Genomic DNA, 14,940 nt, shown 5'->3' with positions numbered 1-14,940 from the left:
CTCGGCGAGGGTGATTTTCGCTCGCGGGGTGGATATTTTTGTATAGTATTGGTAGGTGCTTCGTCGGGCTGCGCCGAGGCATAAATGTACGGAGCGGTCGGCAGGCTTTGCTCCGCTCGCCTGCCTGCTTCTCAGGGGGACGCTGTCCCCCTCGGGTCACCCCCTGCCGGGGTGAGAGCCTCACCCCGAACCCCCGCGATTTCCGCTTCGCGGTCTTTTAGATATTTGTTTTGGTTTTTACCGCGGCGCGGTCTCCGCGCAAAAAAGCCTCGGATGAGGGGAGCCCCCTCTGGCGGATTCGCAGGTTACTAAATATGAGCCGTAAGTTTACGGCTCGGCAGCCCACTTTTTCCGTTAAGGGAAGCAGCCTGATTCCGAGGCTTTTTGTTACGATATATGGCGTCCTTTGCCCTTCTTGCGCTTCTCGACGGGCTTCTCTATCGGCTTCTCCTTGCCGCCCATGTCCTCGAAGATGGTCTCCTCTTCGATGTCCTCAGAGCCGTCCGTGAGCTCGGGATTTACCTCTCCCCTGCTCTCATAATACGGCGTGATTACGTACTTCTGTATCACCGGATAACTGTTGAAGCACACGATGAACCACATCGGGACTGCCGAGAACAACGGTATCATCAGCATGAACACCGGCATGAGATATACGAACAGCACTGCAAGAAATGCCGCGTAAAGCGCAACTCCCACCGTGGCGATGATGTTCTGCTTCATCGCTACGAATGCCAGTGCGAACGAGTTCTTTATCAGGTTCTTTATCGAGAGGTCCGTCGCCGTCATCATCAGGAAGATGTAATAGTTCATCATCAGTATCACAAGCACTACACTGAACGTGATTACAAGCGGGACGTAGAATATCTTGCTGTCGTAATTCACTGCCATTGCAGGGTAGACGTTGTAACCCGCATACGCCGATAATACGGCGACTATATCAAGTATACCTATCAAACACGCCTTGCCGAAGTTCTGCTTGAAGCCCTTGAAGAAGTCGCGGACTATAAAGGAGTGGCGTCCCAGCAGAAACAGCCTGATGACCTTTGAAATGCCCGCGACAGCAGGTCCGAAGCTGACCGCGAATACGACCAGCAGAAGTGCTACGATAATAAGGCTGACCTTCTCGTTGCTCACGTAATACATCACGGGCAGCGTCGCCCACAGCGGTATCGTGAACAGGAAAAACAGTATATTCAGTCCTATCATCAGCCAGAACTTCCTGAAAAATATATCGAAAAAGAGCGCTATGCCCTCCTTCTTCGGTGCATTTTTCGCGATGCCCGCTCCTGCACTCTCGTAATTGCTTGAAAACAGTCCCAAAATCAACATCCTCCGTTTTTAGAGCAGCCCTCCGAATATGTAGCTCGCCAGAGATTCTGCCAGTGAAATTATTAATGAGATGAGTGTGAGCACCGCAAATCTTGCGCTGTACAGCTTGAAGCTGCTGCGCTCGGAGCTCCGCTTGCCGCCGCTTACCATGAATCCGAACTGGGCGTTCGACGAGCGTATGACCTCCCTCACCGCGATGACCGCAATGTACAGCTCCGCAAGCGCGAACGGCAGTATCAGCACCGCTACTGCGGGCAGGGCGCGAAGTCCTCCCGCTGCGTATACCGACGATACCGACACGCCTATGCCGACTCCGCGGCAGACGAGCAGTGCTGTCCCGACTGTTTGTCCGAAGGCGGATGTCCCCGCGAGAAATGCTGCCGCAAGAAATATCACCGAGGACAGCAGCGTCCTCGTGAATATGCTGAATACCGTGTCTCCGCACAGCGCGGGCGAAAAATACTGGTGCAGCCACGGACAGTCTGCGCCCGCTGTGCTTATCAACGGCAGTGAGCCTATGGCGACTCCCGCCGCACAAGCCGTACACATCAGTATGAAGCCCGTCCCTTTGCCGCGGGCAGGTATGTATTTTACGTGTTTCATTCCGCACCTTCCTTTCTTTCAAGGATATGCGGTGCGGACAAGTTTTATGTCATCTTATTTTGAAAGCTCGTAGGCTCGCTTCGTACAGCTCTCGCAGCAGTTTCTGACGGTCTCCTCAAGCTTGCCCTCGTAGAGCCTGTCAAGACCTGCGAGTGTCGTGCCTCCCGGAGAGGATACCATCTTGATGAGCTCGGCTATGCTGTAGCCCGAGTCGGTTATCATCTTCGCGGAGCCGATAAGGCTCTGGCTGAACAGCTCGGTCGCGGCTGCCGTGTCGATTCCCTCGGCTGCGGCGTAGTCGATGAATGCCTTCGCAAACAGATAGATGAACGCGGGACTGCTGCCGTTTACTGCGATTATCTCCTTCATCTTGTCCTTGGGCACTACCGCTGCCTTTCCGCATGAACGGAACACGCTGAGTATAAGCTCGAACTCTGCGTCTGTTACCTTGTCATTGCGGGAGAGCGCGGATGCTCCCTCGCCGAGAAGAAGCGGGGTGTTCGGCATTACAAGTATGACCTTGGCGTCGGGTATCGTCTTGGACGCGATGAACTCGTCCGATATGCCCGCTGCTATGGAAATGATGACCTTGTCTGCGGTCACTGCGGGGGCTGCTGCCTCGATGACCTTCTCGATGACCTGCGGCTTTACCGCGAGAAAAATGTAGCCGCACTTTTCGGTGAGCTCTGCCTCGCTGCTGCACGCTGTTACGCCATATTCGGCAAGTGCGCTCACTTTGGATGTGTCGGGGTCGAAGGCGAAGAGGGCGATGTCGCCTGCTTTGGGACTGCCTGCGATGCCCTTCATTATAGCGGTGCCCATATTGCCTGCTCCGATGAATCCAATGTTTATCTTGCTCATAACATTCGCTCCTTTATTAAAGTAGATATATCCAAATGGTGAGGATCGCGGCGATAAACCACCGCATTATTCAGCTTCTGCGCGGGACGTCGGGGACGCCGTCCCCTACACGCTGTTGATCCATACAGCGTCGCGATTGGCGGGCGCACAATGTGTGCCTCTGTTAATAGAACGTCGCGACTTCCTTCTCGGGCGGTGCGGCGTCCGCAAGTGCAATGACCCTCAGCACGGGACCTGCGCCCTTGTACAGCTTGTGCTTCTGCACGCTTATCTTCGCCGTCACGTTCACCCAATGCTTCGGCTGACGCGGCTCGAACGGCTCGTCCCACTCCGCGACTGCCCAGCAATACTGTATGTCCTCCACACAGCAGGTCATGATGTGTCTGCCGAGTGCAAAACAGTTCTGCGGGAACTTTTTGTTCTTAGCGGCAAGTCCCTTGAAAGTCACGGTCTTGCCGTCGTATTTGCCAGGGTCGTCCATTATATCCCTGTACCACAGCGCGAAGTCCTCGTCCTTTATCACGATGTTCTCCGCCTCAACGTCGAACGGGAGCGGGTCCTCGATATCGTCGTATGCGACCTGTCCGTCGTTGTATTCGTAGCATATCTCCGTGCGGCGGCTGACGCCCCTGACTATCTGGTGGAATTCCTTCACATCGAAGCTCTTGTCGAAGCGGTTGAATACCACAAGCTCGCAAAGATTCAGCTTGTCCACAACAAGACTGCGCATATTCGCGTTGTAGTTCGGGAAGGTAGTGGCGTCCGCGAAGAACATCACCTGCGCTACTGCCCAGTTCTGCGGCATATTCTGAAACAGCTCCGCGGCTGTCCACATTCCGTTGTACTCGATGACTACGCGCTCGGCTTTCGTCTCAATGGCAAGCCTTGCGAGATTCGCGATAGTCATCTCCTCCTTTGACTCTATGCTGCGTATCTCTACGACGCCCTTCTTCGCAAAGCGCGACGGGTCGTACTCCTCGACGCCCTCTTCAAAGATGAGGAGCAGTGTCCTCTCGCCGTTGTTGAAGCGCTTGTCCTCCAGCGTTTCCTGTATGAACTTCGTCTTTCCCGACTCGAGAAAGCCGAGGAACAGGTAAACGGGAATCGGTTCCTGATTGTTTGGCATGGCTCCTCCTTATTCTACGCAGAAAAGCTTCGCGACAGCTTCTTCGTTCAGCTTCGAGCCGATAACACAAAGTCTGCCCGTTGTTTCGGCACTTCCGTGTCTTACGTCGGGCACTCCAGGTACGTAGTCGAAGTGTATCCACTGTCCGTCCTCGCCAGCTACTATGCCCTTTGCACGCAGTACGACGCCGTATGCAGCCTTGTCGGAAAGTGCCTCGAGTGCCGCTGTTATCGCCTCTATCGTGTACGGACGGGGTGTCTCTGCGCCCCAGCTCGTGAACACTTCATCAGCATGGTGGTGGTGATGTTCGTGGTCATGGTCATGGTCGTGGCAGCCGCAGGTGCAGTCGGGACCGTGGTCGTGGTGGTGCTCATGCTCGTCGTGGTCATGGTCGTGGTGGTGGTCATGCTCATCGTGGTCATGGTCGTGGTGATGCTCATGCTCATCGTGGTCGTGGTCGTCTTCATCGTGGTGATGATGATGCTCATGATGATGATTAGCCTCGTCGAGCAGAGCTTTCAGCTCGTCGCTGAGCGTGTTCTTCTGTGTCATCGCGTCAACGAGCTGATGTCCCGTGAGCTCGTCCCACTCCGTCGTTACTACGGGTGCCTCCTTGTTGAGCTCGCGTATGAGCTCAACTGCCTCGCCGAGCTTCTCCTGCGAGAGACCCGCCGTATGACTGAGGATGATGCAGCTTGCGTACTCTATCTGATTGTTGAAGAATTCGCCGAAATTCTTGTGGTACATCTTGCACTTCTTCGCGTCTACGACCGTTGTGAAGCCGTCAAGCTCGACGTCGTGCGCGTCAATATTGCGGACTGCATTGATGACGTCGCTAAGCTTGCCTACGCCCGAGGGCTCGATGAGGATGCGGTCGGGCTTGTATTCGTCAAGCACCTTCACAAGCGCCTTGCCGAAGTCTCCGACAAGTGAGCAGCAGATACAGCCCGAATTCATCTCGGTTATCTCGATGCCCGCGTCCTTCAGGAAACCGCCGTCGATGCCTATCTGTCCGAACTCATTCTCGATGAGGACCAGTTTTTCGCCCTTGTAGCCCTCGTTGATGAGCTTTTTGATGAGCGTGGTCTTGCCTGCGCCGAGGAAGCCCGAAAATATCGTAATTTTAGTCATAGTGAAACACTTCTTTCTAAAAATTCTTTACACAATATTATATTATATCACTTCCTGCGCATAAATGCAAGTGCCGCCGCAAATTTGCGCGCGAAAGAGAGTGCCATACAATTTGTAGGGGCGAGTTCCGCTCGCCCGCAAATCAACAAATCGCTTACGGCTACGCATTGTAGGGAACGCCGCCCTCGGCGTTCCGCAAATTAAACGAATGGTTTAAATGCCCGATTGTAGGGGCGAGTTTCGCTCGCCCGCGAATTTTTTGGCAATTATCGGGCGCACGGAATGCGCCCCTACAAAAAAAATCGAAACCATTTGCAAATTGGCGGGCGGATAATATCCGCCCCTACAGAATGTTGCCGCAAACAAATGCGAAAGGCTGCGCAACCGCACGGGTCACGCAGCCTTTGCTTTCGCATGGTATGGGCTTTTATTCATATTTTTTTCAGCGGGACACAGATGTAACTCACCGTGTCCTCGGGCTTTTCGGCGGGAGGAGTGTACACCTCCATTGAGTAGTTGCCCGCCAGCTCATAGCCCTTCAACGACGGGAGCCACTCCGACCATATCTTCGTGTTTACGCTCTGCATACTCTCGGGGAGCTCGCCCCTGCACATGAACACAGCCCACAGGCTTGCGGGTATCTGACAGGTCTCACAGCCCTCGGGGATATCCTTCATCGGGTCATAGAGGTCCGCTATCCAGTAGTCGAACTCCCTTCCGTTCATGTCAAGACAGATACCGAACATCCCTCTGAGCCCCTTCATGTCGGATGCCCACTCGCTCCAGAACTTCGGGACCTCCTGATAGCTTGTGCCGCTGTTGAATCGCTTTTTGATGCCGACAACGGTAAATGATGCTTTTTCTACGATACGATAATCCAGCATATTGCCGCCCTCCAGTGTTATTTTAATATGCAGCGGAGCAAGAGACCGAAGCGGTGCGCCCGTTTCACGCGCCTGTGACGGCGTTATGCCGTGAAAACGCTGAAACGCCTTTGCAAAGCTGTCTGGAGAATCATAGCCGTATCTGAGCGCCGCGTCTATCACCTTCACATCAGCACCTGCAAGCTCCTGTGCCGCCTGTGTCATCCTGCGCGCACGGATGTACTCGCCGACGGTCATTCCGCACATGGCTCCGAAGATGCGCTGGTAATAGAACGGGGACAGCGCTGCCTTTGCGGCAATATCGGCAATATCAAGCTCCTCCGTAAGATTCTGCTCCATATAGTCTATCGACTCCTGAAAGCCGTCTATCCAGCCCTGCATCGCGCTTCCTCCTCTCGCTTACTGTATCTTTATTTTAGCATACGCAGCAAGCTTATGCCCGACATTCCGTGCTCTCTTCTTTCGGATACAGTTATTCGCCCTGATAACTGTATTATAACACTTTTTCCGAGACTGCGCAACTCATACATCTGCCCTCATCGTGGCAAAATCACCAAAAATACTGCCGAAATAAGTCTTATTTCCGCACTTGACAAACTCGCCAAAACATGGTATAGTTATTATACAATGTACAGTTGTTCGTCTACGGCGGACGATTTTTCAGTTAAGGTGATACGATATGGATAAAAAATCACAGCTCATCGTGGTCGACGCGATGATACTCCCCGACGTTTTTACCAAGGTGCTCGACGTCAAAAAGCTTATGGCGCAGAAGGGCGAGAAAAGCTTCGCCTCTGCCTGCAAACGCGTCGGTATCTCGCGAAGTGCCTACTATAAGTACAAGGACAGCGTCTTCTCGTATGAGGAGCTCTTCAACCGCAGGATAGTCAATCTCTATCTCCTGCTGAGCGACAGCCCCGGCGTGCTTTCAAGCGTCCTCGTCTTCCTGCACGGGCTCGACGCGAATATCCTTACTGTAAACCAGAGCATCCCAGTCGACGGTGCGGCTGCGGTCAATATCTCACTGAGATTGGCGGACGCTTCCCCCGACGAGCTCATTTCCCTTAACTCGATAACTGAACTTGACGGCGTGCTCGAGGCGAAAGTCCTCTCCGCCGAATGATACACGGAGGTTTTCTTTTATGTCAGTCAAATTTGCAGTTTTAGGTCACGGTGTAGTCGGCTCGGGCGTTGTTGAGCTCTTCTACAAGAACAAGAAGAGTATCGAACAGCACGCGGGTACGGAAATGGATATCAAGTATATCCTCGACCTCCGCGATTTCCCCGACTCGCCTTATCAGGATAAATTTACCAAGGATTTTAACGATATCCTCAACGACGATGAGGTAACCGCTGTTGCCGAGTGCATGGGCGGCGTTGAGCCCGCTTTCTCTTTCGTTAAGGCGTGCCTCGAAAAAGGCAAGAGCGTTTCTACCTCCAACAAGGAGCTCGTCGCCGAAAAGGGCGATATCCTCCTCGCGGCGGCTAAGGCTCATAACTGCAATTTCTTCTTCGAGGCGAGCGTAGGCGGCGCTATCCCAATAATCCGCCCGCTCCACCGCTGTCTCGCGGCTAACGACATCGACAAGGTCGCGGGCATACTCAACGGCACGACCAACTTCATTCTTACAAAAATGTACAACGACAATATGTCGTTCGCGGACGCTCTCGCTCTCGCGCAGAAGCTCGGTTACGCGGAGAAAGACCCGACTGCCGATGTTGAGGGTCACGACGCCTGCCGCAAGATATGCATTATCTCTTCCCTCGTTTTCGGCAGACACGTCTACCCCAAGGACGTTTTCACAAAGGGTATCTCGGAGGTCGACCTCGCCGATGTCGCCGCTGCCGATATCCTCGGTCACGCTATCAAGCTCATCGCTTCTGTGAGACGTCTCGATGACGGCCGCATCCTCCCCGTCGTTATGCCTATGCTCGTGCCGCACGAAAACATCATCGCAGGCGTCAACGACGTATTCAACGCTGTGCTCGTCTACGGCGACGGCATCGACCAGACTATGTTCTACGGCAGAGGTGCAGGTAAGCTCCCGACGGCAAGCGCTGTTCTGGCTGATGTCATCGAAGCCGTAAAGCACAAGGTAACGGTATTCTCGCAGTCGTGGGAGCCTTCGAGCGATAACAGCTTTGTTGCTCCTGTGGATGCGCTCACGACAAAGTGGTACTTCCGCGTGCCCGCCGACAGCAATATAGACGTTGAGGGCGCTTACACGGACGAGAACGGTACGTCATTCATCACGCAGGACAAGCTCACCTTCGGCGCGGCTAAGGCTAAGGCTGAGGAGTTGAAGGCGCTGGCTTGTATCCCCGTGCTTGACTAAAAATATGAACGGCTCGGATGTCTCCGAGCCGTTTTTCGTGTCAGAAGTAATTGTCGATATATATCCCAAAAAAGCCTTTATCTTTGTCTTTGTAATACATATTGTCTGCGTACCACTGCTTGGTATGTATCCTGTAGACGAAGTAGTCGCCGATGATGTCTGCCTGATTCCCGCTGCATTTATAGACCTGCGTCCCCTCGGGCTGAACGTCCTCCGCCTTATCGACGGGGTAGAACACCGTGAAATTTGTGACGCAGTCCACGTTGTACGCGGGGGTGATGAGCTTGTGGCTCTCATGTTCGGATTCCTTGAAATAGCGTGCCTCAGAGTCCGTGACTGTGACCTCCGCTTCCTCGGGGATAACGTACCAGAGGTCGCCGTGACTGCCTGTTTTCAGCTCGTTGTACTCCTCCGTGCGGGTATCGTCCACATGGCTGTATCTGCACTGCCACACCTCCCTGACGTACATCGCATAGTCAGAGCCGAGACTCGTTTCGGTAGAGGAAGCGTCTCCGCGCGGCATCGTGCGCCTGCCGTCGATAAGGGTGTCTCTGTCGGCATTGCTCCTGCACGAGTACAGCGTGAATACCGACTTGCTGCTCCGTGCATAGCTCTTGATACCGTCGTAGCAGCCGCTGTTCAGATAGGCGTTCACAAGGTATATACTGACAGGCGGATTGTGCTCCCTGATGAAGCCCTCCATATCCGTGCAGTCCACCTTCTCTTCAAGCAAGCCTATTGACGACTTCACCCGTATCGGAGATGGTATCATCTTACCGAAATACGCCTGTAGGCTCTCCTCTATCTCCGTGTGCTGATAGTCGTCCTTTACTGAGCCGTTAGCACCGACAAGTGCGTTTATCTCCGCATCATCTGCTTTCAACGTCAGGCTGTAGGTGCCTGTGTACTTCTTGTGCGGGATGATGAAGTCGAAGCCCTCCCACTTGTAATTCGCCTCCGCTTGCGTGACCTTCGCCTTTATCCCGTACTTTTGACTGACAGCCTTTTCGGTGCCCGAAATAATAGCTTTCGGCACTTTTCCCTTTTCCTTGCGGTCACTACCGCAGCTAACGGACGTGATGAGCATGACCGCTGCCGCAAGTGCTGCAAAAAACAATATGGTCTTGCAGGCTTTTTTCATAATTTCACCCCATAACACGCTCTTTTTCCCTATAATCTGATTATAGCACAAAAATCTGCGCTCCGCAATAAAAAAATGTGTAACGTTTTGTCTTTCAAAGCTACTAACTTACGGAAGCTTCTGAAAGGAGGTCGGCAAGTGAAGAGAGAGATAGAGGAATACTACGAGAAATACGGCGTGAAAGTCTACGCCTACCTGCTCGCAACGTGCGGCGACTGCGATGTCTCGCGGGAGCTCACGCAGGAGACCTTCGTCCGCGCGCTGAGCTCGCTGAGTTCGTTTGACGGCAAGTGCTCCGTCAGTACGTGGCTGTGCTCTATCGCGAAGAATCTGTGGCATAACGAGCTGAGGCGCCGCGGGCTTCACCCTTCGGCAGACGGCAGCTCTCCCACCCCCGAGACCGACAACTCGCCTCCGCCCGACAAAGCCGCCGAGCAGCGCGACTCGAAGATGTTCGTGCTGAGGCAGGTACACTCACTGCCCGAGACCGAAAAGGAGATAGTCCTGCTACGCGCGACGGGGGCTATGACCTTCGCGGAAATAGGCGAGCTCTTCGGAAAGACCGAAAACTGGGCGCGCGTGACGTTCTACCGCGCCAAGCAAAAGCTGAGAAAGGAGTAACAGCTATGAAATGTGAGATAATACGCGACCTGCTCCCCGTCTACTGCGACGGGCTCGCCTCCGATGAGACTCGCGAGGAGGTCGAGAAGCATATCGCAGGCTGTGAAGACTGCCGCGAGCGCCTGCGGCTCATTAAGGAGACTGTCCCTGATGTGCCTGAGCCCGATATTCAGCCGATGAAAAAGATAAAGCGCTCGCTGAGGCTGAGGCTCGCCCTCGTGATAGGTATGGTCTGCATAGCAGTTGCAGTCGGGCTGTACAATATGCTTGTAGTTCACCCATTGCCGATAAGTTCAAAAGGGATAACAACGGAGCATTATTCGCGAATGAATTACGGAAATATGCTTTATGTATACTACAACGGAAAAGACGAAAGTACTCTTGATGTACCGAAGGACAGCAAGTTTGTCATTGACAAGGAAAACGACTGTGTGTGGCTTGACGGCAAAAAAGCCATATGGTCGACAAAGAGCGTCAACGGTGTTATAACGGAAATCAAATATGTACCCGCAAACGGCGTACTTGTACGCGAGGGAATACTATGTGTGAATATAAAATGTGATACCCCGTTCAAAGCAGTACGGTATAATTATGACTTTGACCAGTGGCCGCGCCCGAGCGTGACCAATCCGATCGACTATACACTTACACTTTGTCCGTGTCTTCCTTTCAGGCAGGACATCAACGCCTGTCTCGGCGAGGGCAACGTATTCCGTGCGGAGTTTGAAGGCTACAAATGCTCTGAGGGCGCGACCCTGACGATACACTGCCGCGACAAGGACGTCGTAATTGACCTCCACGAGCTCGCAGTCGAAGAAGGAATATTTGAAGAATAACTGTAGGGGCGGCGTTCCGCCGCCCGCAACACACCGAAACGGTACAAAACAACATCGTGTAGGGGACGCCGCCCTCGGCGTCCCGCATATTATATAACGCAGAAACGGCTGACCTTGCGGTCAGCCGTCTTTATTTTATTCGTCAGCGCTTACCGCTGAGATGACCTCAGTAAGGAGGTTCGCGGGGAGCTGCTCGTATCTGAGGAAGTCAAATGTGAAGCTGCCCATGCCTCTTGTCGTCTGACGGAGGTACATCGCGAAGTCGTGCATCTCGCGAACAGGTACCTCGGCGATTATCTGCGTGATGCCGTGCGATACGGGCTCCATGCCGAGTACGCGTCCGCGGCGCTTGTTGAGCTCGCCCATGATGTCGCCTGTGTTATCATCGGGAGCTGTTACCTTCAGCTCGCCGATAGGTTCGAGCATCACGGGGTCAGCCTGACGCAGACCTTCCTTATATGCTATCGAAGCGGCTGTCTTGAATGCCATTTCCGATGAGTCAACGGGGTGGTATGAACCGTCAACGAGGATAGCCTTGAGGCCTACTACGGGGCAGCCTGCGAGCACGCCCTTCTTTACAGACTCTTCAAGTCCCTTCTGTACTGCGGGGAAGTAGTTCTTGGGAACTGCTCCGCCGAATACCTTCTCCTCGAATACGAGAGTGTCGCTTACGCACGGCTCGAACTCTATCCATACGTCGCCGAACTGTCCGTGTCCGCCCGACTGCTTCTTGTGTCTGCCCTGTACCTTTACCTTCTTGCGGATAGTCTCCTTGTAGGCTATCTTGGGTACCGAGAGGACAACGTCTACGCCGAACTTGCCCTTGAGCTTCGCTGCCGCAACTTCGAGATGCTGCTCGCCGAGACCGCTGAGTATCATCTCCTTCGTGTTCTCGTCCTGTACATATGTCAGGGACGGGTCTTCCTCGGTGATACGCGCCATTGCGCTCGAGACCTTCGCCTCGTCGCCCTGTGCCTTGGGCTTTACTGCCATTGAGTAGCAGGGCTTCGGGAACTCCATTGCGCCGAACTCAACGATGCGCGATACATCGGACAGTGTGTCGCCTGTGTTCGCTGTTATCTTGGAGGCTACTACTATGTCGCCTGCGGATGCCGATGATACCTCGGTCTGCTTCTTGCCGCAGAGTGTGTACAGCTTGCCTATCTTCTCACTGTTGCCTGTTGCTGAGTTCACAGCCTCGCTGTTGGCTCTGAGCTTGCCCGACATAACTCTGATGAACGACATCTTGCCTACGAACGGGTCGGCTACAGTCTTGAACACGTATGCGGCAAGAGGTGCTCCCTCGCTGCATGATACCTCAACAACATCCTTTGCGGGCGTATATGCCTCGCCTGCAAATACCTCTGCGGGTGAGGGAAGAAGGAGCTCGAACTCCTTCAGGAGCATATCTATGCCTGCGAGGTCTACTGCCGATGTGCATACTACGGGAGTGATGATACCTCTGTTCATACCGTCGTGGATGCCGTCGATAAGCTCTTTCTGCGTGAAGGGCTCGCCTTCAAAGAACTTCTCCATGAGCTCGTCGGAAGTCTCGGCTACTGCCTCGGATACGGCTGCTACGAGTCCCTCGATACGGTACTCGAACTTCTCGCTTATCTCGGCTGTGGGCATATCGGTCTCGACCGCGTTGCCCTTGCTGTCATACTTGTATGCCTTCATCTCGATGAGATTAACGTAGGATACTATCTGTCCGCCGCTGATAACGGGTACTACTACAGGGCATACTGTCGGTCCGAAAACTGTTTTCAGTTCCGTGAGGACGTTGAAGAAGTTTGCGTCCTTGTCGTCTATCTTGGTAACGACGAACATCTTCGACTTGCCCTGCTTTACTGCTTCGTCGTATGCCTTTCTTGCTCCTACCTTTACGCCCGACTTTGCGGATACCGTGATGAGCACCGTGTCAGCCGCGCGCACGCCTTCGGTCATCTCGGCGGCGAAGTCGAACAGACCCGGAGTGTCGAGCAGGTTTATCTTGTGGTCGTTATATTCAAATGCAGCAAGCGATGTGCTGATGGAAATAACTCTCTTTATCTCTTCGGGGTCGTAGTCGCAGACTGTTGTGCCGTCAGCTGTCTTGCCGAGACGGTCTGTTGCGCCTGCCTTGTAAAGCAGTGCTTCTGCGAGCGAGGTCTTACCTGAGCCGTTGTGACCTGCGAGTGCGATATTTCGTATTTTGGATACATCATAGTCTTTCATCTTGGTTTTCTCCTCCGCTTAGGTAATGAGCCTGCATTTTTTGCAGACAGTAATATATGTAGTTTATATAACCACAAGAGTAATTATATATCAAATGTTAATAAATTGCAAGTCTTTCGCAATCATTTCTACATATCACATCACTTTTTATGTCAATCTTTGTGCATTTAGTACAAGAGTGCCGCCGCGTTTTTTGTCATTCGTTCTAAAATTGACCAACAGACATAAAATCCCTCCGTACCCTGCAAGCCATATCGGCGTCATCACTGCCATGAAGCCGACTCCGTCCTCCGCGAGCGGCAGGATGCGGCAGACAAGCTCTGACGTGAAGCAGGTCAGTGCCGCATATATCACGGGCGATATGAGCATCCGCACAGGAGCAAATCGAACTCCCGTATGGCTCAGTATCTTCACAAACCGCGATATATTGCCGAATACGTTGCTCGCGTAGTACGACACCGCTATCCCCATGAAGCCTATCCGCGGGACGAGTATCAGCACTGCCGATATGCGTATCACGTACTCCGCAAGATAGTTCAGCGACGAAAAGCCCTGCAAGCCCATGCCCTTTATCAGAGCCTCGAGCACTATCTCCATGTAAATGAACGGCACTACGGGCGCTATCAGCGATATCAGCCCTCCCGCAAGCTCACCGCCCCCGAGGAGCTCCCCTATCGTGCCGCCGAATCGAAGGAGCACAGCTGCCGCAAATACTGCGTATATCATCGTGTATTCGATGAGCCGCGAGGTAAGGCTGTGTATGCGCTCGCGATCGCCTGCCGCCGCGGCGCGCGCTGACTCGCTCACTATCATGCCCGACATCGAACACAGCACTACCGAGGGGAAAAACAGCGTAGGTATCACTATCGCCTCGAAAATGCCGAAGAGACTCAGTGCCTGCTCCTGAGAGTCGCCGAACTGCCGCAGACAAACAGGTATCAGTGCATCGTTCGTGCTGCTGAGTGCCGCGGTAAGTATGCCTCCGCCCATTATCGGCACTGCTGCACTGATGTAGCCGCGGAAGCCGATCGACGGTCTCCCGCCGCGCGACGGACGATGCCATGCAAACAGTCCGAGCATGAACAGCAGTGATGCCGCGTTTCCAGAGATTATCGACACTATCATTATCCTGCACACCGAGGCTTCGTCGTGCGAGGTCTGCGCGAGCGTAAGCCCTACCATCACTGACGCTTTGACAGCAAATTCAAGTATGTCACCGAATGCCGCCGCCGATGCTCTGCGCGTGGCGTTGAAATAACCTTTGAAGCATGAGGAGACAGCTCCCGCTATCAGCGCGAGCGGCATCCGGCGGACTGCTCCCGTGACTGCTGCTCCGCTGAAAAAACGGCTGCTGACAGGCTCTGCGAACAGGACGACGAGTACGGATACTGCCGTGCTGAGCAGCAGGCAGAGCTTCACTCCATGGAACAGTACACCCACGGGCGAGCCGCCGCGCTTGCCTATCTCTTCGGAGATGAGTCGGCTCGTGCAAAGAAATGCACTGCCGTTCGAGAGTATGCCCGCAAGTCCCAGAAATGAGCCCATGAGTGAGAATATCCCTATCGCAGATGTTCCCATCCTCCGCGTGATAAAGACGTTCAGCAGCAGCGCCGCCGAGTCGAGAGCGAGCTGCATGAGCGTCAGCAGCGCTGTGTCGCGTATCATTTTACTTTTTATCATCGCATTCCCCTCCGTATTCAATATATGGAGAGAATTGCTTTCCTATTCATTAAGGCAACACCGCACAAAGCCCGCCTGAAGGCTTTGTACTGGATATGCTTGCATATTTTCCGTCATCTTGCACAGAAATCCCTTGACATACGTCAGTATGCCTGCGGAATTTCTATACAAT

Annotated in this window: 13 protein-coding genes; 4 read left to right on the top strand and 9 right to left on the bottom strand. The window is 53.6% G+C overall.

The window, feature by feature from the left end; translation table 11 throughout:
* Positions 1-387: 387 nt before the first annotated feature.
* The 6 genes from BMX22_RS08305 to BMX22_RS08280 form a co-directional block, all read right to left on the bottom strand.
* Entirely contained in the window at positions 388-1,332 is a 945-nt protein-coding gene (locus tag BMX22_RS08305) for a DUF624 domain-containing protein (protein ID WP_318259716.1), read from the bottom strand.
* A gap of 9 nt (positions 1,333-1,341) precedes the next feature.
* The gene (locus BMX22_RS08300; protein WP_074742009.1) at positions 1,342-1,935 is read right to left on the bottom strand and encodes a hypothetical protein; all 594 of its coding nucleotides are present in this window, start codon (positions 1,933-1,935) and stop codon (positions 1,342-1,344) included.
* A gap of 54 nt (positions 1,936-1,989) precedes the next feature.
* Positions 1,990-2,796 (bottom strand): pyrroline-5-carboxylate reductase, encoded by an 807-nt coding sequence (gene proC / locus BMX22_RS08295; protein ID WP_074742008.1) that lies wholly within the window; start codon positions 2,794-2,796, stop codon positions 1,990-1,992.
* 163 nt (positions 2,797-2,959) lie between these two features.
* Complete coding sequence (locus tag BMX22_RS08290) at positions 2,960-3,922, bottom strand: GTP-binding protein (RefSeq protein WP_074742007.1); 963 nt, start codon at positions 3,920-3,922, stop codon at positions 2,960-2,962.
* A 9-nt stretch (positions 3,923-3,931) separates the two neighbouring features.
* The gene (locus BMX22_RS08285) at positions 3,932-5,053 is read right to left on the bottom strand and encodes a CobW family GTP-binding protein (protein ID WP_074742006.1); all 1,122 of its coding nucleotides are present in this window, start codon (positions 5,051-5,053) and stop codon (positions 3,932-3,934) included.
* A 431-nt stretch (positions 5,054-5,484) separates the two neighbouring features.
* Positions 5,485-6,318 (bottom strand): AraC family transcriptional regulator, encoded by an 834-nt coding sequence (locus tag BMX22_RS08280; protein ID WP_074742005.1) that lies wholly within the window; start codon positions 6,316-6,318, stop codon positions 5,485-5,487.
* Between the two features lie 298 nt (positions 6,319-6,616).
* Between BMX22_RS08280 and BMX22_RS08275 the strand changes: the two genes are divergently transcribed.
* Positions 6,617-7,060 (top strand): ACT domain-containing protein, encoded by a 444-nt coding sequence (locus BMX22_RS08275; protein ID WP_074742004.1) that lies wholly within the window; start codon positions 6,617-6,619, stop codon positions 7,058-7,060.
* Positions 7,061-7,079: 19 nt separating this feature from the next.
* On the top strand, positions 7,080-8,273 hold the full coding sequence (locus tag BMX22_RS08270; protein ID WP_074742003.1) for a homoserine dehydrogenase: 1,194 nt from the start codon (positions 7,080-7,082) through the stop codon (positions 8,271-8,273).
* 40 nt (positions 8,274-8,313) lie between these two features.
* On the opposite strand, the gene BMX22_RS08265 is transcribed toward BMX22_RS08270, so the two are convergent.
* Complete coding sequence (locus tag BMX22_RS08265; RefSeq protein ID WP_074742002.1) at positions 8,314-9,414, bottom strand: hypothetical protein; 1,101 nt, start codon at positions 9,412-9,414, stop codon at positions 8,314-8,316.
* Between the two features lie 138 nt (positions 9,415-9,552).
* Here BMX22_RS08265 and BMX22_RS08260 point away from each other — a divergent pair, with 138 nt between their 5' ends.
* On the top strand, positions 9,553-10,035 hold the full coding sequence (locus BMX22_RS08260; protein WP_074742001.1) for an RNA polymerase sigma factor: 483 nt from the start codon (positions 9,553-9,555) through the stop codon (positions 10,033-10,035).
* Positions 10,036-10,040: 5 nt separating this feature from the next.
* Positions 10,041-10,871, top strand: coding sequence for an anti-sigma factor family protein (locus BMX22_RS08255; RefSeq protein ID WP_074742000.1), 831 nt, complete (start codon positions 10,041-10,043; stop codon positions 10,869-10,871).
* A 135-nt stretch (positions 10,872-11,006) separates the two neighbouring features.
* Here BMX22_RS08255 and fusA read toward each other — a convergent pair whose 3' ends face one another.
* Complete coding sequence (fusA, locus tag BMX22_RS08250; protein ID WP_074741999.1) at positions 11,007-13,088, bottom strand: elongation factor G; 2,082 nt, start codon at positions 13,086-13,088, stop codon at positions 11,007-11,009.
* Positions 13,089-13,235: 147 nt separating this feature from the next.
* Positions 13,236-14,768 carry a polysaccharide biosynthesis C-terminal domain-containing protein gene (locus BMX22_RS08245; protein ID WP_074741998.1) on the bottom strand — a complete coding sequence of 511 codons (1,533 nt, stop codon included), beginning with the start codon at positions 14,766-14,768 and terminating at the stop codon, positions 13,236-13,238.
* Positions 14,769-14,940: the final 172 nt, after the last annotated feature.

This window comes from Ruminococcus sp. YRD2003 (assembly GCA_900109435.1).
GTDB lineage: Bacteria > Bacillota > Clostridia > Oscillospirales > Ruminococcaceae > Ruminococcus > Ruminococcus flavefaciens_G.
The sequence above is the reverse complement of the archived record's forward strand: the minus strand, read 5'-3'. Positions and strand labels throughout refer to the sequence as shown.

Coding starts and splice junctions, on each gene's coding strand:
- BMX22_RS08275 (WP_074742004.1), top strand. CDS start 6,617: ATGGATAAAAAATCACAGCTCATCGTGGTCGACGCGATGATACTCCCC.
- BMX22_RS08290 (WP_074742007.1), bottom strand. CDS start 3,922: ATGCCAAACAATCAGGAACCGATTCCCGTTTACCTGTTCCTCGGCTTT.
- BMX22_RS08280 (WP_074742005.1), bottom strand. CDS start 6,318: ATGCAGGGCTGGATAGACGGCTTTCAGGAGTCGATAGACTATATGGAG.
- BMX22_RS08285 (WP_074742006.1), bottom strand. CDS start 5,053: ATGACTAAAATTACGATATTTTCGGGCTTCCTCGGCGCAGGCAAGACC.
- BMX22_RS08265 (WP_074742002.1), bottom strand. CDS start 9,414: ATGAAAAAAGCCTGCAAGACCATATTGTTTTTTGCAGCACTTGCGGCA.
- proC (WP_074742008.1), bottom strand. CDS start 2,796: ATGAGCAAGATAAACATTGGATTCATCGGAGCAGGCAATATGGGCACC.
- BMX22_RS08255 (WP_074742000.1), top strand. CDS start 10,041: ATGAAATGTGAGATAATACGCGACCTGCTCCCCGTCTACTGCGACGGG.
- BMX22_RS08300 (WP_074742009.1), bottom strand. CDS start 1,935: ATGAAACACGTAAAATACATACCTGCCCGCGGCAAAGGGACGGGCTTC.
- fusA (WP_074741999.1), bottom strand. CDS start 13,088: ATGAAAGACTATGATGTATCCAAAATACGAAATATCGCACTCGCAGGT.
- BMX22_RS08245 (WP_074741998.1), bottom strand. CDS start 14,768: ATGATAAAAAGTAAAATGATACGCGACACAGCGCTGCTGACGCTCATG.
- BMX22_RS08270 (WP_074742003.1), top strand. CDS start 7,080: ATGTCAGTCAAATTTGCAGTTTTAGGTCACGGTGTAGTCGGCTCGGGC.
- BMX22_RS08305 (WP_318259716.1), bottom strand. CDS start 1,332: ATGTTGATTTTGGGACTGTTTTCAAGCAATTACGAGAGTGCAGGAGCG.